This window comes from Streptomyces sp. SLBN-8D4, assembly GCF_049739545.1.
Classification (GTDB): domain Bacteria; phylum Actinomycetota; class Actinomycetes; order Streptomycetales; family Streptomycetaceae; genus Streptomyces; species Streptomyces canus_C.
This window is the reverse complement of record NZ_JBMGQC010000002.1, coordinates 78,736-100,612: the sequence shown is the minus strand read 5'-3', so window position 1 is coordinate 100,612 and position 21,877 is coordinate 78,736. Positions and strand designations below refer to the sequence as shown.

18 protein-coding genes and 2 pseudogenes are annotated in these 21,877 nt (G+C 66.3%); 12 read left to right on the top strand and 8 right to left on the bottom strand.

The window, feature by feature from the left end:
* Nucleotides 1–373 precede the first annotated feature (373 nt).
* The gene (locus tag RKD20_RS47300) at nt 374–3,379 is read right to left on the bottom strand and encodes a DEAD/DEAH box helicase family protein (protein WP_424883597.1); all 3,006 of its coding nucleotides are present in this window, start codon (nt 3,377–3,379) and stop codon (nt 374–376) included.
* Nucleotides 3,380–3,895: 516 nt separating this feature from the next.
* Here RKD20_RS47300 and RKD20_RS47295 point away from each other — a divergent pair.
* Both RKD20_RS47295 and RKD20_RS47290 read left to right on the top strand, forming a co-directional pair.
* A complete protein-coding gene (locus RKD20_RS47295; RefSeq protein ID WP_424883596.1) occupies nt 3,896–4,333 on the top strand; it encodes an IS5 family transposase in 438 nt (145 codons plus the stop codon).
* Nucleotides 4,334–4,374: 41 nt separating this feature from the next.
* A pseudogene (locus RKD20_RS47290) lies at nt 4,375–4,677 on the top strand (transposase); the annotation flags it as partial.
* A gap of 86 nt (nt 4,678–4,763) precedes the next feature.
* On the opposite strand, the gene RKD20_RS47285 reads toward RKD20_RS47290, so the two are convergent.
* A complete protein-coding gene (locus RKD20_RS47285) occupies nt 4,764–5,426 on the bottom strand; it encodes an HAD family hydrolase (RefSeq protein ID WP_424883591.1) in 663 nt (220 codons plus the stop codon).
* 149 nt (nt 5,427–5,575) lie between these two features.
* Here RKD20_RS47285 and RKD20_RS47280 point away from each other — a divergent pair, with 149 nt between their 5' ends.
* Nucleotides 5,576–6,589, top strand: coding sequence for a hypothetical protein (locus RKD20_RS47280; protein ID WP_424883590.1), 1,014 nt, complete (start codon nt 5,576–5,578; stop codon nt 6,587–6,589).
* Between the two features lie 101 nt (nt 6,590–6,690).
* Here the strand turns inward: RKD20_RS47280 and RKD20_RS47275 are convergent, their stop codons facing one another.
* From RKD20_RS47275 to RKD20_RS47265, 3 genes are read right to left on the bottom strand one after another with little or no spacing between them, the layout of a single operon-like run.
* Entirely contained in the window at nt 6,691–7,356 is a 666-nt protein-coding gene (locus RKD20_RS47275; protein WP_424883589.1) for a hypothetical protein, read from the bottom strand.
* Between the two features lie 56 nt (nt 7,357–7,412).
* The gene (locus tag RKD20_RS47270; protein ID WP_424883588.1) at nt 7,413–8,312 is read right to left on the bottom strand and encodes a hypothetical protein; all 900 of its coding nucleotides are present in this window, start codon (nt 8,310–8,312) and stop codon (nt 7,413–7,415) included.
* Entirely contained in the window at nt 8,309–9,682 is a 1,374-nt protein-coding gene (locus tag RKD20_RS47265) for a hypothetical protein (protein WP_424883587.1), read from the bottom strand. The genes RKD20_RS47270 and RKD20_RS47265 overlap by 4 nt, the downstream gene beginning before the upstream one ends.
* Nucleotides 9,683–10,128: 446 nt before the next feature.
* On the opposite strand from RKD20_RS47265, the gene RKD20_RS47260 reads away from it, so the two are divergent.
* Nucleotides 10,129–10,857 carry an NUDIX hydrolase gene (locus tag RKD20_RS47260; RefSeq protein ID WP_424883586.1) on the top strand — a complete coding sequence of 243 codons (729 nt, stop codon included), beginning with the start codon at nt 10,129–10,131 and terminating at the stop codon, nt 10,855–10,857.
* 431 nt (nt 10,858–11,288) lie between these two features.
* Here the strand turns inward: RKD20_RS47260 and RKD20_RS47255 are convergent, their stop codons facing one another.
* Both RKD20_RS47255 and RKD20_RS47250 read right to left on the bottom strand, forming a co-directional pair.
* On the bottom strand, nt 11,289–11,693 hold the full coding sequence (locus tag RKD20_RS47255; protein ID WP_424883585.1) for a cytotoxic translational repressor of toxin-antitoxin stability system: 405 nt from the start codon (nt 11,691–11,693) through the stop codon (nt 11,289–11,291).
* A 780-nt stretch (nt 11,694–12,473) separates the two neighbouring features.
* The gene (locus tag RKD20_RS47250; RefSeq protein WP_424883584.1) at nt 12,474–12,917 is read right to left on the bottom strand and encodes a prevent-host-death protein; all 444 of its coding nucleotides are present in this window, start codon (nt 12,915–12,917) and stop codon (nt 12,474–12,476) included.
* A 1,386-nt stretch (nt 12,918–14,303) separates the two neighbouring features.
* Between RKD20_RS47250 and RKD20_RS47245 the strand changes: the two genes are divergently transcribed.
* The 5 genes and pseudogenes from RKD20_RS47245 to RKD20_RS47225 all read left to right on the top strand — a co-directional run bounded on the left by RKD20_RS47245 (nt 14,304) and on the right by RKD20_RS47225 (nt 17,988).
* Nucleotides 14,304–14,552 (top strand): hypothetical protein, encoded by a 249-nt coding sequence (locus tag RKD20_RS47245; RefSeq protein WP_424883583.1) that lies wholly within the window; start codon nt 14,304–14,306, stop codon nt 14,550–14,552.
* A gap of 2 nt (nt 14,553–14,554) precedes the next feature.
* Nucleotides 14,555–14,782, top strand: a pseudogene (locus RKD20_RS47240) (helix-turn-helix domain-containing protein); the annotation flags it as partial.
* Between the two features lie 120 nt (nt 14,783–14,902).
* On the top strand, nt 14,903–15,529 hold the full coding sequence (locus RKD20_RS47235; protein ID WP_424883599.1) for a hypothetical protein: 627 nt from the start codon (nt 14,903–14,905) through the stop codon (nt 15,527–15,529).
* A 622-nt stretch (nt 15,530–16,151) separates the two neighbouring features.
* The gene (locus tag RKD20_RS47230) at nt 16,152–16,760 is read left to right on the top strand and encodes a hypothetical protein (RefSeq protein ID WP_424883582.1); all 609 of its coding nucleotides are present in this window, start codon (nt 16,152–16,154) and stop codon (nt 16,758–16,760) included.
* 70 nt (nt 16,761–16,830) lie between these two features.
* Nucleotides 16,831–17,988, top strand: coding sequence for a DNA-processing protein DprA (locus RKD20_RS47225; protein ID WP_424883581.1), 1,158 nt, complete (start codon nt 16,831–16,833; stop codon nt 17,986–17,988).
* Nucleotides 17,989–18,273: 285 nt separating this feature from the next.
* On the opposite strand, the gene RKD20_RS47220 is transcribed toward RKD20_RS47225, so the two are convergent.
* Nucleotides 18,274–18,531, bottom strand: coding sequence for a hypothetical protein (locus RKD20_RS47220; RefSeq protein ID WP_424883580.1), 258 nt, complete (start codon nt 18,529–18,531; stop codon nt 18,274–18,276).
* A 212-nt stretch (nt 18,532–18,743) separates the two neighbouring features.
* Here RKD20_RS47220 and RKD20_RS47215 point away from each other — a divergent pair, with 212 nt between their 5' ends.
* From RKD20_RS47215 to RKD20_RS47205, 3 genes are all read left to right on the top strand, one after another.
* Nucleotides 18,744–19,202, top strand: coding sequence for a hypothetical protein (locus tag RKD20_RS47215; RefSeq protein WP_424883579.1), 459 nt, complete (start codon nt 18,744–18,746; stop codon nt 19,200–19,202).
* Nucleotides 19,203–19,407: 205 nt separating this feature from the next.
* Nucleotides 19,408–20,337, top strand: a complete 930-nt coding sequence (locus RKD20_RS47210) for a hypothetical protein (protein ID WP_424883578.1) — start codon at nt 19,408–19,410, stop codon at nt 20,335–20,337.
* Nucleotides 20,338–20,698: 361 nt separating this feature from the next.
* A complete protein-coding gene (locus tag RKD20_RS47205; RefSeq protein ID WP_424883577.1) occupies nt 20,699–21,709 on the top strand; it encodes a hypothetical protein in 1,011 nt (336 codons plus the stop codon).
* The last annotated feature ends 168 nt before the right edge of the window (nt 21,710–21,877 follow it).

Sequence of the window (21,877 nt, the reverse complement as noted above, 5' to 3'; positions counted from 1 at the left end):
GAGCGACCGTCTGTCCTCACGCCCCATCGAGGTGAACTGCTTCAGCCAGTCGGCATCGCCTGCTCCAGCGACGACCACGACACCGCTCGTCAACCAGCTCAGTGCAGGCAGATCCTCTCCAAGGTCCCCGCTACCTCCGCCACGGTCTCTTCTCCTGCTCAGGGAACTCTGATCATTCCCGACGGCCGGAGGCTGCCTCGCCTGCCCGAGTAGATGGCCCCATGGGCCGCCTGGCTGATGACCTGCACCATCATCACCACCGAAGCCATTGAAGCCACCGACGCGGCCGACCACGTTGTTTGTGCGGACCCTGGGGTGCCCAATGCCGGTACCGCGCCATCGCCACGATGGAGCCGGACCGTCTGCAAGTCGGCTACGGGCTGCAGTAGACGAGGAAGGCGCCCTTGGTCACTGTTTTGACCCAGGAGTGGGCCCCGGCCAGCAGGAGCTGTTGTTCGCTGCTGCATGCGGCAGCCGAGAGGCCAGGCTGGGCGATGACGGTGTTGATGTGGGGGCGCAGCTGCGGTGCACGTTCCCGGATGCGGTACAGCTCGTCGATGCTGCCGATCAGGTACGGGCTCTGTCCCGGATTGCGGGCGGCCCACTTCACGGCACGCTGGTACAGGGTCCGCAGCAATGCCTCGATGCCGTACTCGCGCCATTTCGCGCCCCGCACGGCCTGGCCACACACCTCGTACAGGTCGGCGACCCGGCGGCCCGGGGCAGGTTCGTGGGAGTACTTGCAGTGCACGAGGGTGATCGTGATGTCGGTGTCGTCGGCCGTAACGCCGACGAGATCGGCCACCTCGTTGGCGCCGTCGTCGTTGAGGAGGATGTCGAAGTGCTGCTGCCCGCTCAGGTGGAGCGACATGTAGTGCTGCACCGAGTTCGCCAGCCGCTCGGGTCCCATCGACTCGACCTGGATGTCCACGCCGGTCCATTCCAACGGGCTCAGCAGGGACAGGTCGAAGGGCGGCAGGTCGGTGCGCGGGGCGAGCAGGCGGTCGTCGGGGGCCAGGAGGCGGTCGCCGGCGAAGAACAGATACGGCTTGTTCCGGTTGATCCAGTCGGCGGCGGGCACGAGGGTGCGCTGGTAGCGGACCAGGGCGTCTTCGGCGATGGGGGAGTAGGTGAGACCGCGGTCGGTGAACTCGGCGGTGTAGGCAACCTCCCAGTCGGGGGAGATGAGCGAGAAGCGGAGCGGTCCTTCGGTCGCGAAGTCGTCGACACGGAAGCCGACATCGGTGACGGGGTGGGATCGGCCGTTGTAGGTGAAGGGCGGGCCTTCTCCCAGTCCGGCACGCCACTGCCAGGGCCATTCCAGTCCGAGCAGCGGGAACGGCGGCCGTTCGGTCTGCTCGACGGGAATGATGAAGCCGGCCATCACGTGCTCAAGGTCCACCCGCGAATCGAGGATCTTGGCGCCCTGTTCGTCGCACCAGTTCATCCATGCCAGCAGGTTGGGTGCGGTGCGTGGTGACCAGAAGCGGCCTGAGAGCGCTGCACAGATGGTCACCTTGGTGCCGTCGTCGAGGCCCGAGGCAACGATGTGCGTCTGGCTGCGGTTCTTACGCGCCGCCGCGTCCAGGGCCTCATAGACGTCGCTGCCCACCAGGAGCGAGAATCGGTTGAAGTGGTCGTGGGAGTCCAGCAGACCGACGTTGGTGGCCACCACCCGGTCCAGACCGGCGAACACCCGGAAGGTGTCAAGCCCTTTGACGGGCTGGCTGTCCCCGCCCAGGACCGCCCTGGCCAGCTCTGTGTAGTCGCCCCTCTTGTGGGAGCCGTAGACGTACAGCAACCGGCGCACAGGGTCGAAGTACATGACGACCAGCTCGTAAAGGACCTGCTCCAGAAACTGCGGGGCGCCCCAGTCCACCAGGGCGCGGTGCTCCACGACGAACCAGGCGACGCGGTCGTTGGCTCCGGTGGCGACGCTCTGGCCGAGTACCCGTTCCTCCCCGTAGCGGCCGACGGCGGCCTGCGGGTCCCATTCGCCCGATGGGGCCCGGTGCAAAACGGCGCTCATCTTCGGTGCCAGGACGCTGACCGCCATGCCGTCGGGGACGTTCGAGAAGGATGTGTCGAACTCGCTGAGCTCCTCGCCGCGGGCCGTGCTCTGCTCGGTGATGTCCTGCAGAACCAGATTCCAGTCCGCGTCCTCCTTCAGCAGATCGCGCAGCGGAGACAGTGCCGACTCGGGATCACGGGCCACGAACACCGATGCGGTGCCGATCCGGCCGGACGCGGCCGCCGCACCGCGCGTGAACCGCCCGATGAACTGGATCATCGGACTAAGACTCTTCCTGACGTCGTGCACTGCAGCGACCTTCAGCTCGGGCATGTCGAAGCCCTCGCCGAGCATGTTCACACACACCACGATGCGGCAGCTGCGATCCCGCATCTGGTCCAGCGCCCTTTTACGGGCAGCAGGCGCCAGCCCGTCGTACAGCGCCACCGGCCCGAAATCAGGCGCGACCTCGCGGTACAGCTCACAGATCTCCTTGGCCCGCCTGACGGTGTTGACCCGTGCCATCAGCAGATGATCGAGATCGGCGGACCGGTCATCGCGCAGGCGTTGCACAGCCAATTCGGCGATCTTGCGGTCGTTGTCCTCCAAGCTCAGCACCGCCCGGTAATCGACACGGGTGAAGTACTGCTCCTTCTGGGCCTGGCGCAGCGGGTAGCGGAAGATGGTCCGACCGGGGATCTTTTTGCCGTCCTCCCGGAACGGTGTAGCGGTGAACAGCAGCACCTTCCGTTCCTCGAACTGACGGATCACGCTAGTCCAGGTCGACGCCGGCGCATGATGGGCTTCATCGACGATCAGATGACTGAACTCGGACAACAGCGCCTGCCGCGCCTCCGGCGTGCAGTGATGCAGCACATGCGGTGTGGTCACCACGACGTTGCAGGCCGCAGCGAACGCCTTCGCGTCGGCCGCATCCGTGAACCGACGCGTCACCCGGCCCACACACGGCCGCAGCGCGCTATCAGAGACCACCTTCTGCCGCTGCAGGATGCCCAGCGACTCGAACTTCGCGGCGATCTGGTCCCGCAGGGCAATGCTCGGCACGAGCACGAGCAGCCGCTCGGGACGGCAGGCCACCAACAGAGCCAGCATCGTCTCCGTCTTGCCGGTGCCGGTCGGCATGACGACGAGACCAGGTTCGGGAAGCGTCGAGTACCAATACCCGATCACCGCGTGCAGCGCCCCGCCCTGCGGCGGCCTCAAACCGTCCTCCCGCACCGCATCGTGCAACTCGAGCGCGTTCTCGTACGACTCCAGCACCGCCTGAGGGGTCAGCAGCTCCTGTGGCCCTCCCCACGCCACCAACCCCTCGCCGCCATCGGGCAGTGTTGCGCTCAATACCGCCACCGTCTCGTCGCGGGCGACAGTCCAGCGTCCGAAGGAGTTGCACACGAACTGACCCTCGGGCTTATCGATGACCTGCAGATCTCCTGCTGGTACGAGAAGTTGACGGACCGTATTGCCCGACCACTGCTGAGCGACCGCCCACAGCTCTTGTGTCCGCAATCCCATCGCCCACCCGCTTCCCTGTCCACACCCCACTCGGGCTGTCACTCGAAACCGGTGGCTGAGTGACGGTGTGCCCCTGAGCGCTGCGGGGCCGAGGGGAAGACGCCGTACACCTGCGCAGGAGCTGATTCATGGTCCGCATGTGGCAGCAGTTATGCAACCAAAAGCAGAAAATGATCCAATTCATTCATTGGGTCTGCTGATCTGGGCGCAATGGGCATCGGGTGGGGCAGACATGAACACAAAGCGCCCACGAAGCCGTTGTGGTGATCTGGTTTGTTCGCTGAGTGTGGCCTCTACGACGATCGTTGAGGCATCGACTAGGGCGTGTGTCGGAAGTAGATCTTGGATGCGATGATCTTGGTTCGTGTCGCGTGGAGTCTCACAGACGGGCAATGGGCGGTGCTGGAACCGCTGTTGTTCAAGGGCAAGAAGCCGGGGCGGCCGCCGATCTGGAGCCGACGGCAGCTGATAAACGGCATACGCTTTCGGGTACGGACCGGCATTCCGTGGCGGGACCTGCCGGTCGAGTACGGGCCGTGGGGGCGGGTGTATGACCTGTTCCGCCGCTGGCAACGGGATGGCACCTGGCAGCGGATCTTCACCGCGCTGCAGGCCCGGGCCGACGCCAAGGGGCTGATCACCTGGGACCTCAATGTGGACTCCACGGTTTGCCGGGTCCACCAACACGCCGCCGGTGCCAGGAAAAGGGGGATCTCTAAAAGGAGCTGCCTGGCGGCGTCGCCGCCGAACCCGCCGATCATGGGCTGGTCCGCTCGCGTGGCGGGCTGACCGCCAAGCTGCACCTCGCGGTGGAGCAGGGCCAATAGCCCATGTCCCTTGTGATCACCGCCGGGCAGCGGGGCGACTCGCCGCAGTTCGAGGCCGTCCTCGGCCGCATCCGCGTGCCCCGCCTCACGACGGGCGGGCCCCGCAACCGGCCCCGGCGAGTCCGTGCCGATAAGGCGTACTCGTCTCGGAAGAACCGTGCCTATCTGCGTAAACGCGGGATCCGCTGCACCATCCGAACAAGGCCGACCAGCTCGCCAACCGTAAGAAGCTCGGCTCTCGGGGCGGCGACCGCCGCAGTTCGACAAGACCGACTACCGCGAGCGCCACGCGGTCGAGTGCGGCATCAATCGGCTCAAGAGGCACCGCGCCGTGGCCACGAGATACGACAAGCTCGTCGTCCGGTACGAGGCAACGGTCCTCATCGCGGCAATCAACGAGTGGCTGTGACCAAGCGACTCAAGACGGGAAACACGCTCCGCAGGTCATCGTCGTCCACCGTGGCGGTCGCGGCCGCCCGCGCTCCTGCCGAGCCGTTGAACGCCACGCTCAACCCAACGGACGCGAACAGTGGCAGGTCGGAGCGGCTGTCTCCGACGGCCCCGCACGAGCGGGGACTCAACCCCAGCTCTCGCACATGCGCGAGAGCGAAATCTCGTTTGTCGTACTCGTCGAAGTGATGAGCAACCCGGCCCGTGAACCGGCCGTCGGAAGTCTCCAGCCGAGGTCCGCCGAACGCATGGAAGCCGAAGCGGTCAGTGAGGTAGCTGCCGACCGGCGACCAGGCGAGGGTTGCCAGCACAGGCACCAGCCCGTTTTGCCAACACCAGGCCACCGTCTCCGTGATGCCCGAGACCAAGGGAAGCCCGTCGAGCCAGCCCGCGACCTGGTCTTCGGGAACCCCTGCCCAGCCTGCCGCGTCCAGCTCGGAGACTTGCCGATTGTCCAGCGTGCCGGAGGCGTAGGCGTCTTCAGCTTTGGCCAACTCGTCCCGATGGCCAAGAAAGCCAGCCAGGAAGACCGACGAACTCGTACCTGGGACGAGGGTGCCATCGACATCGAAGAACACGGCGCCCGCATGATCGGATGAGAACACCGGCCAAGGATGCCACCATCACGCGAAACGCCAGACCAGGGACGCTCCGCATACTTCCGATACACGCCCTGGTCCGACCCGCAGCGGTGCGTCCCCTGATGCCGCCGTTAACCTGCTGGCTGCAGGAGGAGACCGGGGGAGCGCAGCGAATGGTGCAGCCTGACGAATTCGAAGTCTGGTACACGACAGAGGAGTTCCCCGACTCCTTCAACCGGACCGGCCGGATGGTCTTCACTGCCGACGTCTTGGCGCATGCTCTGTTCGTCACCGGCAGGGCACCGCAGGACCAGGTCGCTTACGGCTGGACATCGGTCTATGAGTGGCTGCACCGCGTTGCGCTCATCCCGGCGTACGTCCGCCGGGCGCCCACAGGCCGCCTCACCCGGTCCGATCTCGCACGTGACCTTGATCGCTCGGAGAAAGTGGCTCTCTCCTACATGTTGGGGCAGGCCATGACCGGGGTCTTCAGCCGGCAGACGGCCTCTGTGCGGTTCTTGATGCACGTGGACCGCTACGCCGCCCGCTACGGGATCCGGTTCGCCGCCAACACCCGCAAGCGCGCTGACCTCTTCGGAGAGAGACAGACCGGCGGTTGGGTCGTCGCCGAGGCCAAGGGAAGATCCGGGAACATCGATGACGAGTTGAAGGAGACGATGCGGGCCCAGAAGCGGACGATCCGCTCGATCGGAGGAACGCCCCCGGCCCTGGCGTTTGGGTGTGCTGCCCATTTTCCCCAGTACAAGGGGGTGCCGGATCATCTGAAACTGCACGCGGTGGATCCCGAGGAGGCCGAGCCTGAAGCCATCGACGTCCCAGCGGACCGTGACCGTTTCATCCTGGCCTACTACGAGCCCTTCCTGGCAGCGCTCGAGGTGGGACAGGAGGAACGCGCCCGCGACGGATATGAAGTTGCGTCTTTCGGCCCGTTCGGGATCAGCGTCGGGGTCCTGGCCTCCGTTGCCCAGCGCATCAGACGGGCACAGCGGGGCCGCATGGAGCATCTCTACCAAGACGTCGTTGAACTCCTCGACACGTACCTGGCCGCGGACGGGCCCGCCCGTCAGTTCACGGACGGAACGGTCGTCATGTGCAAGTGGCAGCAGGCACTCGACCAGGACGACTGGAGCACCGAGACGGCCGAGGACTACCCCCAGTGGTGGTGAAACCCGGCGCGGCTGGCCGTTCCCCCAGACGTCCAGCGCCGCACCGCCCAGCTCCGTGGGCGGAGGGGGAAGAGGCGGTGATCAAAGGTCCGATCCGGGTGTCAGGGGTGTTGCGTGAGGGGGGCTTCGGTGCTGTTTGCCCATGCGGTGTCGAATTGCTGGAGGGCGATGGTGTAGAGGAGGCCGGGGGCTCGTGCGTACAGGCAGGGTGAGTTCCTGCCGTGTGCGTTGTCGCTGTAGAAGGTGAGGTAGGCGGCCTTGTCGGTGGCGATGACGCGGCATGTGTGGGGGAGGTTGTAGCGGTGCAGTTGGATGTTGCGTTGTGCACGTGCGGCCTGGGCGAGGTAGTTGATGTTGGCTCGGACCTGGTGTCTGAGCAGGTCAGGGGTGAAGCCCGGGTCGAAGCGGGCGACGTCGTGGGAGCGGCGGTCGAGCCAGGAGTCGTGGGGTGCGTCCGGGTCGGGGAGCAGGATTTGGACGGATGCGGGTGAGAGGCCGCCGGACCACAAGGGGGCGAAGGCGTCGCGGGTGAGTATGTTGCCGCGTCCTGCCATGACTTTGACCCACTGGGCACGGGCGAGGTCCTGGCGCATGGCTTGCTCTGCGGAGGCTTGGTGGCGGTAGACGCGGTGGAGTCCTGTGCCGTTGAACCAGGAACAGGCGGCGGTGAGCCGCCACAGGGGGCGTGCGGCGCGCAGGAGGCTCAGGGCGAGCAGCAGGGCGCTGGTGGCGAGGGAGCTGAGGATGCCGAGCAGGAAGGCGTTCATGCTGAGGCTCCGGTCGGGGAAGGTCTCTTGTGGCTGTGCCGGTGCTCGGGATGAGGTCAGCAGAAGTAGGGCAGCAGGCAGCTGAGGACATGGGCGGCGTTTCGGCTCGCGAGTTCGTGGTGGCTGTGGCCCTTGTGTTCGTCTGCGTTGTCGGACACGCCGCGGATGACGATCCATCCGGGGTTGGTTGTGCCGTGGACCGAGTTCTCTTGCCAGTACTGGCTGAGGCCGCCGGCTTCCATGTCCACGGCGAGGACCTTTTCGTGGTAGGTGGTGAGGTAGGTGCGGATGTCGCTGGCCCGGTCGGCGATGACGGCTTCGCCGGACCCGATGACGCCGGGATAGACCTCGTACTGTTCGCCGGCGTGAGCGGCCGTCTGGCCGTTGATGCGTGCCGGAGTCCCGTGCTCGGTGAAGTAGGCGTTCACGGCGTGGACGATGTGCGCCGGTGCCTGCCGGTGTTCTCCGCGGCGGCGGGTGTCGTGAGGGTTGATCTTGCGGTTCTCGTAGTAGACGACGTCGGTGGAGACAATGACATTGCCGATGCGGGCGTGGTCGTCATGGATGCCTCCGGCGATGCCGGCAAGGGCCCACAGACGAGGGTTGTAGTGGCGGCGGAGGTTTTCCAGGGCGGCCATGGTGGACCGCTGGCCCTGGCTCTGAGTCTGGGTGGCCACGATGCGCAACGTAGTGTCGGAGACAGTGTGTTCGCCCTGGTAAAAGTAGAGGCCGGTGGGTGTCTTGTGCCGGTTGAGTTTTAACGCGTCGATGACGGAGCGCAGTTCCTCGCTGAGGATGGTGACGATCCCGAGGTCCCATGGGACGTTCGCCTCGACGGCGCCGGGTTCGGGCGAGGGCTGAGGGGCGGTCGTGGAGGCGTGCGCCTTGTCTCCGATGGCGATGGTGCTGAAGGTGTTCTTGCTGCCGCGATTGACGATGCCCTTGTTGTGGGTCATGTGGCTGCTCCGTTCTGGGCCGGTGCGGGCTGGCTTGCGGAGACGTTGACCTGAGCCGCGTCCCCTACGGCGTTATTGGTGAAGCTGTTGTTGTCGCCGAAGTTGAAGATCCCGCTGTTGATGATCTTGAGGGCGCGGTCGTTGAACCCGGATGTGTCGACGTCCCGGCTCTGGAGGAAGTCGCTGGCGGCGCTGAGGAGCCGCTGCTCTATGGTTTTCAGCCGTCCGAGGATGTCGCTCTTTTCCAGTTGGACCTTGGTCCAGGTCTGGGACGACTCTTCCCGTATGCTCACGCGGCTGCCGATCAGGATGTTGCGGATCGGCGATGTGGTGAGGTCGCGGGGCAGGACGGCGGCCTTGGCCAGCGTGTAGAGGTAGCGCAACAGGCGCCATGAGTGCTGGATGTCGGTGGGCAGCGCGCTCAGTTCGTTGAAGGCCGCCCATAGGACGGCGGCAGCGCCGTGGTGGCCGAACTCCTCGGCTCGCTGGAATGAGCGCGGTGTGTGAGCGAGCACGCATGCTGCCGTCGACAGGCTCAGGGTGCGTCCCTGCAGGCTGACGTGCAGCAGGACGGTCGCGACGAATTCGGACCCGTCGGCGGGGGTGATGATCTCGAGGAAGTGGTGCTGCTTCGACTCCGGCGTGTTGATGATGGAGCGCAGTTCGCTGCGGGTGAAATGGTGCGGAAGCAGTGACCGGTCGGCGGCGACATCGGTCTCGGCGACGTAGACACGGTCCCGGATCTCGGCCGGCAGCCGGACGTCATGAGTGTCGGCATTCAGCGGCAGCACCGCTTCGCGTAAGTACTCGACGAGTTCGTGTGCCTTGAAGGGCGGCACCGCGTGCTCACGCTCGTGCAGAGGTTCCTCGTCGGATTCGGCCCGCAGCAACTGGATGCTCATCGGCGGGTTCCACTGGTAGACGAGCTCGCCGGCGCCGATGAACGGCGATTCGTCACCGAAGAGCGTGAACATGGTGAGGTCGTCGTCCTCGTCGTCGCTGTGCCGGGAGCGGCGGTACACAGCGCACATGTGGTGCTGCTGGCGATCAGCCGCCCGCTGGCGGCCGGACAGGCGAGCGGGACGCAGAACAGGCGTGCGCAGTATGCGGTTGAGGATCATCTGGCGCGTGGCTCCAACAGCCAGGTAGACGAGTGTGAGCGCCGCAACCAGCAGGAGCGCCGCCAGTGCCTGCCCCGGGTAGAGAAGGCCGACGGCCAGGATGATCAGGGCCAGCCACAGGGCGGCCGTAGTGACGCGTTTGATGACGCGCCCTTTGGGCGTGGTGGCGCGCGGGAGGAGGACTTTGAGGAGATAGCGGTGGGCCCCTAAGGGATCCGCGGTACGGCGCCGGGACCTGCCGGCCGTCATCGACCGGCTGTCAACTCCTCGCAGGGCTACGGCCAGACGCAGCAGTAACAGCAGAGCGAAACTGCTGGCGACCAGGACAGCGGCGGGAACACTTCCGGTGAGCAGAGGGCCGGCTATCGCAGCAAGAACCGTGGCACGGGGGAGAGCCCTGAGTGCAGCGGCACGCCATGCATGCTGCATGACGGGGACGATGTCGAAACCGTAGGACGGGGCGACCCTGCGGTGCGGCGCAGTGCAGACTTCGTCGATGACAAGGTCACGGAAGCGTTCGTCCACGTACACGCCGGCACACAGGTGACGGGTGGCGGCCGTGGGCTCGAGCGTTGTCTCCAGTGCTGGTGGCGCATCGGACGTGGTCATGTCCTACCCCCCGGCTCCTACAGTTATGGTTGCTGTGACCATAAGTGTCGGCGGAGTTTAAGTCAATGAGACCTTTAGGGGTGCGAGTGGACGACTGGCTGAAAGACTCAGATGAGGTCGGACCCTCCTGGCTGACCGTCGACCTTGCGATCTTCACCCTCAGAGACGACCAGCTGATGGTGCTCCTGGTCGAGCGCGGCCTGGACCCCTTCCGCGGCATGCCCGCAATGCCCGGCGGCTACGTACAGAAGAACGAGACGCTGCGCGACGGCGCTCTGCGTGAGCTGGCGGAAGAGGCCGGCATGGACGGCAGCCGCCTGCACCTGGAGCAGCTCGGCACGTACGCAGACCCAGGACGCGACCCGCGGGGCAGAGTGGTGACGGTCGCCTACCTCGCCCTGGGTCCCGACCTGCCGACCCCCGTCGGCGGAACCGACGCCGCACGCGCATTCTGGGCACCCGTAGCGTGCTTGGAGGGCGGCTTGCTCACCTTGGCGTTCGACCACCAGGCCATCCTGACGCAGGCCCTGGAAGTGGTCCGCCGGAAGATCGAGTACACCGCCGTGGCAACCGTTTTTTGCGCGGAGACGTTCACGCTCAGAGATCTACGCACGGTGTATGAAGTGATCTGGGGCCAGCAGCTGGACCCGAGCAACTTCCGACGCAAGGTTCTCAACACCAAGGGATTCGTGGAGCCGACGGGGGATCAGTGGCTTCCGCCTACCGGCCGTCCAGCCGCTCTCTACCGCCGTGGACCGGCATGGCTGCTCAATCCCCCCCTGCTGCGTACCGCAACCTCAGGTCAGCGAGACTGAGGCCGCACCGGCCCCGCGGAGCTAGGCAGGCGCGAGCAGCGCGTGGGCCTGACCGGCGGTCGAAGCAGCACTCTTCCTTTGTGAGCTGCGGCAATACGGCCAGATAGCTCAGCCACCCCAGATGGTGTCGGGCTCGCCAGCATGCGTCCGCATGATCTGCCTGTCGCGTCTGAGTCTCTCGGGCATGGGGACGCACTGGATGAGCGGGAAGCCCCCATTGAGTCGAGGGAAATTCGCGTGGATGCGCGGGCTGGAGACGGTCACGTTGGAGCGTCGTCGAATCGGTGTCCAGGACCAGCATGTCATGCACTCGGGCCACATCGCCTGGGCCAAAAAAAGCCCGCAGCAGCATCTGTTCGGCTGCTACGGGCGGATTCCCGTCCGGTGCCGTCCTGCCGGTCAAGAGGCAGGACGACGGTAAGCCAGGACCGCTACTGTCCAGTGCTCCAGTACTCCTGGATGCGGGCCAAAGCCTCTTCCCTGGTCATGGCGGCCACGGATTCCTCGGACAGGCCCACCTCGTGGATCAGCTTGAAGGCGATGCCGACGGGGATGGACTCCCGGGGCTGCTCAGGCGCGCCACGGTCGGGGCGTACCCCATCCTTGACGCAGGCCCAGAATTCCGCCTCGGTGACCTCGAGTTGAACCCGCAGGATGTGGTGCCACATGTCCTGCCCGTAGGTGCTGCGATCGACCGGGCGGGAGATGCGGGTGTACAGAACGCGACCGTCGAACAATGGCAGTTCGTACCGGACGTGATCGCCACCGCGAACCCGCCACTGGTCGATCTCGCAGAACTTTTGGTGGCTATTGCGGTCGGGTGCGGGCCATTCCACTAGGCGCTCACCCGCCCGTGACCCGGTGCGGTGCTCATGATGTTCAGCAGTGGGACCAGCCCCCTTGCGTCGTGGCTGTGAATGCCCTGCACCTGTCCCTGCCGGGTTGCGGCACGGATCCTGCAGTTGCGCCGACACTCCCGACGCGTTGAGAGGAGTGGTCCCGAACGCGGAGGGGGCAGAGGCGTGCGGGAAGGCTGGGGTTTGAACCTTCCAGGGCATACCCTCCCACCCCTGGTCCACGTACGTCAAGTACGTGACGTACGTGGACCAGGGGTGGGCTACGTAGCACTCCAGGTGCTCTACGGAGAGTGAAGGGCGACCTGAGTTCATATGTAATGATTTGTATTAATAAGCAGTTGACTGACTGGTTCGGTGCCCTGGGTTTCTGGAGTCGGATGTCATCGCTGGGTGGCGCTGTCGTCGTGGAAGGGCCTGGGTGGCTTGAGGGCTGCGTTGCGCCCGGCGGTCTGCCCAGTGCTGGATATCGCCTACGGTCACTGTGGGGCGCAGTCTGTGGTGGGCTCGGTCCAGGCGGTGCTGCGCCTGGGCCGGCCCCTTCCAGCTCTGGCCCGGGCGGCAGTGGCCTGAGAAGAGGTAGCTTCCCGTGGCTACAGGTGCGCAGCGGACGGTATCCGGTCGACGGTCTTCGTTGGGCCGAGAGGGTACCGGTATGGGAGTGGCAGTTCGCGTGATCGCGGTGGGAACACGGGGCAACTGCCGTGACGGTCAGGCGGCGGCGAACCGGATCACGCTCGGGGGAGGTCTGGCCGGGCCCGGTCAGGCGTCGGGGGGCGAGGGGTGGGCGGGCGACCCGTCCTCCCCGACCAGCCACGTGCGCAGCTGGGCATCGTCACTGATGCCCACCAACTGGACCAACCCCCAGTTGCCCTGATGGTTGGGGGCGGTTGAGAGGTGGTCATTCCAGTCCTCTGCGTATTCCCGCAAGGCGCAGAGCATCTCCGTAATGGCCGCTTCCAACGTTGCCCCGTCGGCCGCGATGGGCAATCCGGGGAAGAACAGGGACCAGCCGTCCCCCTCTGCCACCGCCTCGGCCCGTGGGCACAGCAGAGCCAGATAGTGGCGCAACCGCTCGGCGTCTACGACCGCGGCTCTGCCGCTGTCTCGGCGCACGGTGGCGACCATGCCGCGCTCGGCCGCGTCAAGCAAGTCTTTGAAGTGCGCGCGTGCGTCGGTGTAGCTGTCGTAATGCACTGCCGGCATGGTGTGCGCTCCTTCGCTGCGAGCCGACCGTACGGCATCATCTGCCGTCGGCTCGGAAATGTGCTCCGACGGACCTTCCCGGACAAAGGATCAGCCAGGAGCCGGCACGCGAAAACTGTGCCGGTCAGGGCTGCCACTGAGGATCCCATCCGTGCCGCCTTCCGGGGTGGGCCGCCGTTGGGTGAGGTGAGGAACGAGGCCGCGGGCCAGCTTCCCGGAGGAGGAGTGTTGCGACGAGGATCATCACGGACGCGACAGCAATAAGGGTCATGGTGGTGACCCTTCCCTTCCTGTATCCCGTGTGGGCTCTCGAAGAAGACTGCCATCCCTAGTAGAGTACGTCAAGTACGTGACGTACTTATCAGGCTCGCTGCTGGCCTGGCCGAGACCATCTCCGCTGGCCAAAAGAGCGAGCGAGGCCCCGCTGGGACGGCTCTCGCAGTCTGTGAAGTTTGGCAGCCCTGCGGCGAAACCTGCGCCTGAATCTGCTCAACCTGCTCCTCGTGTAGAAACCGGTTTTGGAAATAGAGGCGCGTCAGGGCGGTCTTGAGCGTCATCTCCAAGACGCCGGCTCCAGGGAAAGAGCGAGCAGGGCCACATCGTCGCCACAAGCGCCCAGGGCCGACATGCCGCGCCAGAGTGCAGACCAGGCCCCCGCGCCCTGCGGACAGATGCTGGCGCCAGCGTTCCAGGCTGGCGCTGACGGGGAAACCGGATTGCTCCGCCAGGGCCGTGAGGGCCCAGTCTGCTCGACTGGGAGCCTGTGCGCGGCATGAGGAAACGCTAGCCAGAAGCTGACGCGCTTGGATACCAGAGCCGCGGGGGTGGCTGCGGGCAGGAGGATTCTGGTGCGGTCCTTGCGGCGACCGAGGCCTTGCGCCAGGTCACCGACGGGACACAGCCGGCCCCGCGCGATGTCGAAGCCGGCTGTGTGAGGGGCGCCGCGCGTCAACACGGACGACCGAGTCCGTGCGGTTGGGTGCTGGAGCCAGTCGCATACGGAACTACGAACGAGCGTCGCAGCCATGGCCCGTTCACGGCAAACAGAATTGGGACGGAACGCAGGAACCGGCCTCTGCCCAGTGGCTCGTGGGCCCCAGGTTCCGGCCGGGCAGGGAGAACAGCCAGGCCACCGGTCTTGCCGGAATTGACCACTTGCTGTCCCGGATTCGGCGCCATCCGAAAAACGGGTCTGGCCCAAATCGTCACATGGGACGAGTGTGCATCAATGGCGTGCCCAGGGCCTGCCGTGGTGGCACCATGCTGTCACGCCGCGACGCAGCGTCAACTGCCCGTGGCCTATGACGAATTGCTGGAGCCAGTCAGGCCCACCGCCGTCGGCCGTGGGCCGCCCCGCACGTAGGGAACTTCCTCATGCACGATTCCATGGCACTCTGCGTTGTGCCCGACGGCTCTACCCGCTGTCAGCTCGGCGGGGCGCAAGCCGCCGTCATCGTGGTGGTCATCATCGTGGCGGCCGCCTTGACCAGGGACGGCATGCCGCCAAGGGACGTTCTGTCCCTGCTGGGCGGGGCCGGCCTGCTGTCGGTGACCGTGACTCAGCTGGCCACCGGAGCCGCGAGCCGCACCCTGCGCTACCTTGCCCGAGCACAGCCGGCCTCCCTGCACAGGTAGGCATGATCATGGGCCGAACCGAGAACCCGGTCCCGCGGCCAGACAGCGCCCTGGGCCGACTCGCCAATTACCTTCGGCGATGCAGAGCCCGTGCCGGGCTGACCAACGCGGCACTGGCGGCACGTACGAAATGCAGCGCCACCACGCTACAGCGGGCGGCGGGCGGGGCTGTCCTGCCCACACTCAGAGTCGTCTTAGCCTACGAGCAGGGATGCGGCATAGCCGACGGTGAAGCGCGCCAACTATGGGAGCGGGCTCGACAGGCGGCGGGACTGAGCGATCGACGGCGGGCGATGCCCCCTTATCCAGGCAAAGCACCCCGGCCGGACCTGATCGCCGACCGGGCGGATATGAGCCGGGCACTGCTGGATCTGCGCGAACGCAGCGGACTGAGCTATCGCGCAATGGAGCGCAGGCTGGAAAAACGGCCCGAACTGGGACCGCTGTCTCGGTCAACCGCACAGCGCATACTCACCCGCCAGTCCTTTCCCACCAGCCAACGGCAGCTCATGGCCCTGCTCCACGCCTCCGCTGTGCCCCAGAGGGCCTGGGGCGACTGGGTCCGCGCATGGAAGAAAGTGCACCGTGCACAGGCCCGGAAAGAGTCAGCAATCACACCCGCCCGCAAGCTGGCAGCCCGCGAGGCGGCATCAGAACTGGCCCGATTCGAACTCGAATCAGTCGAGCCGTTCCGCACCCCGACAGCGGCGTGGAGCGTCCGCTGCTGTATCTGCGGCGATCTTTTCCGGGTCCGTCTCAATGACCTGGGCACCGACTGGGCCGGATGCCCCAACCAATGCCCCACTGCCCTCGTACGGGCCGCGGCCGATGCCCTGCTGAAGGAGCTCAAGCCCTTGTCGTGTCCCCGTTGCGAGGGCCCGGTAGCCACGGCGCAGCACATCACATCGTCCGAAGGATGTTCCCTCTGCGGCAAGGCCCCGCTTCCTGAAGCCACGCTGTCACCGCAGGGCCTGTAAGCGGCAACCCCTACTTCCTGACCACGGCGCAGCCACCGACGTATCATCACTTCCTACGCCCGTAACGGCCGGGAACAGCCGAACGCTGCCACCGCCTCGCCCACCTGATGCGCGGAGCCGGCACCAAAGCCGCAGTCCCCACAGAGCGTATGGGCGAGGCGTTCGTTCTGGCGCACGCAGGCCAGGTTGGTCTCCATCTCGACGAGAATCCTCGTGTGCTGCGGAGAATTGACGAGCTCGCATCACACAAAGGCGATCTCGCGCTCACGGCAGGCCATCTGCCCGGCAGCGTCCTCGCACTCCCGCATGATCACGGATTCCGCTGAGCCTCGCAGCGGGACTGCTCCGCGCGACTCGTGCATAGGGTGCTGCCCCGTTGACGTTGTGCCTTCGACTTCTTCCCCGAGGATCTGTCCCTCTCCTTCGACCCCGGCACATCGGCGGCTGCGCGAGTACCCCATCCGCACAAGGCGAAGAACTTGCCAGCCCTCTCGGTCCGGCGCGAAGAGCCCGTCTACTGACGGAGCCCCTGTGATTCACGGCAGCACCACCCCGCCCGCTCGGCCGTTCGAGGGTTTTGTGTTTTCCACCCGGACGGTCAGCCAGGCCCCATTATGGGGCGATGACCGTGCCTAGCCCCGCCCAGCGGCTCGCCGACCATGTTCAGCATCTCCTGGGCGGTGGTCCGTTTTCCCCGCCCGGTGGTTGGAACCACATGGGTGCTGTCATCTGCGACGTCAGCTTCCAGCCCCGGTGCAACTATGCGGCCACCCTGCGGCCGCGCCTGCTCCGACTGCAAGAAGGCTGGCCGGATGCTCGCACCGTCCGCGGGTTCCAGAACCGGCTTGCCTCCGAAGACCTCGCCCTTGCCATGAAGTTCAACCATGCGAAGAAGGTCGCAACAGCCCACGCCATCACCGACCTCCTGGCCGACCACGGGGTCGACACCCGCGAAGATCTCCATACGTGGCTTGACCGTCAGGCCAACCGCGCTGCTCTGCGCACAGTGAAGGGAGTGGGCCCGAAGAGCATCGACTACATCGGCACCCTTGTCGGACGGGCCGAGGTCGCCGTCGACTTCCATCTGCGCTCCTTTGCCGCGGAAGCTGGTGTGGGAGATCTCCGCTACGAGCGGCTGCGCACTGTGTACGAGGAGGCCGCCGCACTTCTCGGGCACCACAGAGGCGGACTGGAGCATGCCGTGTGGCGGTACAAATCGGGGGCCGCATAGCCACCCCTGTGCACGCCCGGCCTGCACACGCTCCCCGCGCCACCCGGCGTATCCCCGGTAGGGTGCTGGGGTGGATCAGCGCGGTAATCAGGGAGAACGTGGTCTTCCCGCTCCCGACGGTCAGCCCACGCTGTGGCAGGACCACGAGGACCTGCCAGCCACCGACATGCCCTTCGGGGTCGTGCTCCTTGCCCTCGGTGCCGCCCACGGCCTGGGAAACAAGGGACTGCACGCACTGGTGCGTGCACACCGAGAGCAACTCGGGCGGGTATGGGACCTTCCCGACGGCCGCCTGGCCGACGAACTCGCCCGCGCCAAAGTCCCCACCGCCCGCAAGATCGCAGACGAGATCAGCACCCACCGGCCCGAACTGCTGAAGGCAGCCCGGGCCAAAGCCGACGAACTCGCCCGCCGCAACGTCCACATCATCGGCCCCTCCGACCTGCCCGCCCGGCTTGCCGAACTCCCCGGCGGACCCCTGTGGCTGTTCGTCGAGGGCGACCCCCGCGCCCTGTACGAGGGACCGCACGTGGCGGTCGTCGGCACCCGGGACGTGAGCCCCGACGGCGTACGCGCCACCGAAGCCGCCGTGCGCACCCTGGCCGCCTACCCGATCACCCTGGTGTCCGGGCTCGCCAACGGCGTCGATGCCGTCGCGCACCGGGCCGCCCTGCGCGACGGCGTACGCAACGTCGCCTTCCTCGGCCACGGCATCGACGTCGTCTTCCCGGCCGAGACCGCGGACATCCGTGCCCGCATCGTCAGCACCGGCGGCGCGGTCGCCAGCGAGTACCTGCCCGGCGAGCACTACCGCAAAGCCCAGTTCGTCCAGCGCAACCGCCTCCAGGCCGGCCTCGCGGACATCGTCGTCGCCGCCGAGGGCCAGCGCACCGGCGGCACCGCCCACACGGTGCGCTTCGCCGCCACCTACCGCCGCCCGATCATCGGCTTCACCTGGCCCGGCGCCGGCGACCTGACCGACCTGATCGACACCGAGCCCACCGGCCGGCTCATCGACATCTTCACCCCGTCCGGACGCCGCACCCTTGACGCCCTGTGCCGTAGCGCGGCCAACTCCTACGGACACACCACCTTCGGCCTGAGCCTGGTCGAGCGCCAGCTCGGCCGCGAGGTGGAACTGCGCGCCCTGCCCCCCGAAGACCTCAAACGGCTACGGCAGCGCCTGGACGACCTGCTGGGCCAGGAAGACGGTGGCCATGCCCGCTAAAGCAGTCATCTTCGACTACAAGACCCTTCTCCTGAGGCCCGGCACCCCCGCAGCCGCCGAGACGGCCACACTGCTGCACTCCCTGGTGGCCCAGGGACTGCAATGGTGCATCCTGTCCACCGACCCGCTCTCGGCGGCCCAGAAAGAGCAGATACAGCAACTCGGCTACCCCGCCCCCAGCCTGGCGGTCGACCAGTCCCACATAGCCGGCGGCAAAAGGCGCGGCTCACCTGCCTGGATCGACGCCGTCACCACCGCCCTGCACCTGCAGCGGCACGAGCTGCTCTACATCGGCTGCACGGCCATGGACTGGCGCACCGCCATCAACTCCGGTGTCATGTACCAGCACGCCAAATGGGCCGCCCCGATGCCCAGCGGCACGACCTCGCTCGTCGCGCACGCCCCCGGCGACGTGGACAGGTTCCTGGAGATGTTCCTCTCCGGCGACCCGAGCTGGTCGCACTGCACCGACCAGGGCAACTGGTCACTGCGCTCGCTGCTGCCCGCCTCCGCGGTGCTGCCCTCGACTTCGCCGGGCCCCACCTTCAAGCTCCAGGACGTCTTCACCTACAAACGACCGGTGAAGATCGCGGATGCGGACGCCCGGAGCATCCTCATGCTGTTCGTCCTCGCCAACGCCTACCTGGAAGACCTGATCCCCGCCAACCCCTACTTCTGCATCTACCCCAGTAGCACGAGCGGCCAGGTCAGCGAGCGGCTGAAGACCTACCTCGACAAGGCAGCTGCGCTCTTTCATGGCTACTACCGCGAAGACCTCCTCGTCCGCGCCGCCGACCGCACCGGACACCAGCCTGGAGCGCTGGAAGGCCAGCCAGGGCCAGGCCGCCCAGAGCATCTCCATCGCCACGCAGGCCCAGACGGTTCACTTGGGCCCCGGCTACCGAGGCAAGCTCGGCACGAAAACCGTCGTCGTCCTCGACGACTTCACCACCCACGGCATGTCCCTGGAATGGGCACGCCTGCTGCTGACCGCAGCCGGAACCCGGCGGATCGTCATGCTCACCGTCGGCAAATACGGCAGCCGCCACACCCGCTACGACCTCAAAGATCCCAGCACGCTGGCCCCTTACCAGCTCAACACTCTCACCGCCGACAGTTTCACCACGACGCCGGTGACACCGGTCTTCGACCCCCAGGCTCAAGACCGCCTCTACCAGCGCCTTGCCACCGCCCTAGACAGTCCCGAGGATTGACGGTGCCCCTATCTGGCTCGTCCCGCACGGCATCACATCCCGCGTTCTCCTGCCGTAGGACGGTCCTCAAGGTCACCGATCGGCAGGAATCGCAGGCCGGCAAGTCACCATGCCTGACTTTTCCGGTACGGCCGCCGGGAGCCAGCTGGCAACCGCCTCCGTCGTTTCTCCACCTGCAACGGCCCACAGGTCTACTCTGAGGCAGATGCAGAGCGCATTAGCCTCGGTCCCGGTCGGTCTGCTGGGCCGCCACGGTGTACCGATAGACAGGTTCTACGGGCGACTGATGGACGCGGTCACCTGGCAAGACGGCAAATGGGTGCACAGCAACCGTGACTGTCGTGCTCCGGCTGGAGTCGGCCCCGGGGAAGCCTGCCGCGTCCACTTCGATGCGGATATCGCATCCCGCATGTGCGGCTGCTGCCGGGTGGATCCTCTGGGTGCTGACGACGGTCTCGCGGACGCCGCCTTCGACCTTGTGAACCTCTGCGAGATCCTCGAAGAAGAAGACGAAGAAGTAGGAAACCGTGAAGAGCCGGACTACGTACCGGACTTCCTCGGGCCCAACTTCAATCGTGATCACTGGCGCACTCTGCAGTATCAGCTGTCGGTAACCATAGAGAGTCTGCGGGCGCACCCATGGCTGCACGACTGGGCACGTCCAGCACTGTCGCGTACCGCAGCCTGCACGGAACGCCGGTGCGAGGAACAACGAGCCCTCATCAACACAGCCATCGTCGAGCAGGCAGCCGTATCTCTGCAGCAGCAACAGCAGTCCGCCACACAGCTGGCACAGCTCTGGCAGTCGTGGCGGAAGAGACAGGACTGGCACTTCAAAAGCAGCCCCGACTACCTCTACTACGGCAACGACGCCCGTCTACAGCCCCCGAGCAGTGTCACGGCCAAGCGCAGCGCAATAACCGTAGAGGTCAGTGTGCGGCTTCCGCCCCCTGCACCGGACTGGGACGGGTATCGTGTGGTGGAAACCCTGTCGACCTGGGAGCTCGCTGCGCTCGTCGCCTACAAGACCACGGCTGACTGGGCCGGAAGCATCGTCTCCCTGGCCGCGCCGCCCGCCGTCGTGCAGGAGTTCCTCAGCCCTGTGAGAGGCCTCGACGTCACACCCCTTCCGTAGGGCACGAGCAGAGCATCGCGGCCGCCTTCACGACAGCCCCGCCCCATTGCCGATCATGGTGCCGGGGAAGCCGTCGAGGAGCCCATGCCCCAGGGGCTCTGCGCCTGGTTGTCGCGCTCAGAGCGCTGGCGTGGCGCACGCCGCAGGGGCCATCGCAGCCGCCCGGGCCGACGTCAGACCACGGAAAGGCGTCGCTGCGGTCACACGGCATCCTTGAAGGGCTCCTGCCCATACGGCAGATCCGCTGATCTGTCCATGGGAGGGGCGTCCGTTCGCCGGTACCTGGCACGGACGTCTCGGCGTCTCGCGCCTTCCGTGACTGCCCGTAAAATTCACCCCTCAGCTTTTCATCGGGGGGAATGTGAGTTCACCTGAGCAGCCGTCATGGTTCCATCCGCTGTTACGGCTTCACCACAGATACGTCGACAAGCGCGTGTCCGCGGGAGAGGCAGCAGCCAAGGAGCTTGGCGTCGATTTCAAGACCGACGCCATCTGGCAGGCTCTCGCATACGACCGTCGCCAGTTCGCATCGATGGCGCTCCAAATGACCGCCGCCGTGAGCGTCCTCGCGCTGGCGCTGATCATTGGCACGCATGCGGCTTGCACACCGGGTGGAACGCTTGAACCAACCCCGGACACAGACTGTTCCCTGACCAAGTACCCCTGGTGGGCGCCTCTCGTGGCGATGAACGCCAGCGTGCTGATTCTCCTCGGTGCGCTGTGGCTCGTGGATGCCATACGCGGCCGGACAACGGCCCGTTGCTCGCACCCGCTGCACTCTCTCCTTGATCTGCTGACGTGCAGCGCCGTCACCTCGCGCCCCGACGCTCCCTATACACAGGCCATCAAGCTCAGCCAGAAGGTCTCTCGGCTCGGGCTGCCGCTTCGGGCTCTGGCCCGTACCGCCGCCGAGGACTTCGGCAAGCGTCGGGCTCTGCGCACCGAATTGGTCAAGCATCTCGGCCGCGTCGACTCCGCCTTCATCGACGCGGCAAACCAACTGGCCGGTGACCGCCAAGCATCCGCGCGGAGAATCGGTGAGCTTGCCGCGCATGCGGCAAACAACATCGCCTGCGGCCGCTTTACCGCAGTGCTGCCGCCGGAGGCCCTGGCCGAGGACCCGCCACTGGAGCCTGACCAACTCGACGGCCGCCGTCTTGGCACCTCCTGCCTGTGGGCGGCGATCATAGTGGCCGGCACCTTCGCCGTCTTGTCGCCCCTGGGCGTCGCTGCCGAGTTGCTGGTACCCGTCGCGCTGATCGCCTTCCTCGTGGTCGTGTACGCCCTGCTCGCGTTCCGGTACGGACTGTCGGAAGCGACGAGGCTCACACGCAGCATCGGCGGGTTCTTCTCGGCAGGCCCGCCTCTGTAGCCCACCTGCTACCGCGTTCGGACCTTGCTGCGCCGCAGGGCCCACTCGAACCGGTGGGCCGGCGAAGTTGTGACCGTCGCCCGACATCTGCGGTGCGCGGACAAAGACCAGGTGGGGAACCGGCTGGGACCAACAGCCGCCCCAGTGTGATCAAGGGCTTCCCCCGTA

Coding starts and splice junctions, on each gene's coding strand:
- RKD20_RS47295 (WP_424883596.1), top strand. CDS start 3,896: ATGATCTTGGTTCGTGTCGCGTGGAGTCTCACAGACGGGCAATGGGCG.
- RKD20_RS47280 (WP_424883590.1), top strand. CDS start 5,576: ATGGTGCAGCCTGACGAATTCGAAGTCTGGTACACGACAGAGGAGTTC.
- RKD20_RS47275 (WP_424883589.1), bottom strand. CDS start 7,356: ATGAACGCCTTCCTGCTCGGCATCCTCAGCTCCCTCGCCACCAGCGCC.
- RKD20_RS47270 (WP_424883588.1), bottom strand. CDS start 8,312: ATGACCCACAACAAGGGCATCGTCAATCGCGGCAGCAAGAACACCTTC.
- RKD20_RS47265 (WP_424883587.1), bottom strand. CDS start 9,682: ATGACGGCCGGCAGGTCCCGGCGCCGTACCGCGGATCCCTTAGGGGCC.
- RKD20_RS47250 (WP_424883584.1), bottom strand. CDS start 12,917: ATGCCGGCAGTGCATTACGACAGCTACACCGACGCACGCGCGCACTTC.
- RKD20_RS47245 (WP_424883583.1), top strand. CDS start 14,304: ATGGCACTCTGCGTTGTGCCCGACGGCTCTACCCGCTGTCAGCTCGGC.
- RKD20_RS47235 (WP_424883599.1), top strand. CDS start 14,903: ATGAGCCGGGCACTGCTGGATCTGCGCGAACGCAGCGGACTGAGCTAT.
- RKD20_RS47230 (WP_424883582.1), top strand. CDS start 16,152: ATGACCGTGCCTAGCCCCGCCCAGCGGCTCGCCGACCATGTTCAGCAT.
- RKD20_RS47215 (WP_424883579.1), top strand. CDS start 18,744: ATGGCTACTACCGCGAAGACCTCCTCGTCCGCGCCGCCGACCGCACCG.
- RKD20_RS47210 (WP_424883578.1), top strand. CDS start 19,408: ATGCAGAGCGCATTAGCCTCGGTCCCGGTCGGTCTGCTGGGCCGCCAC.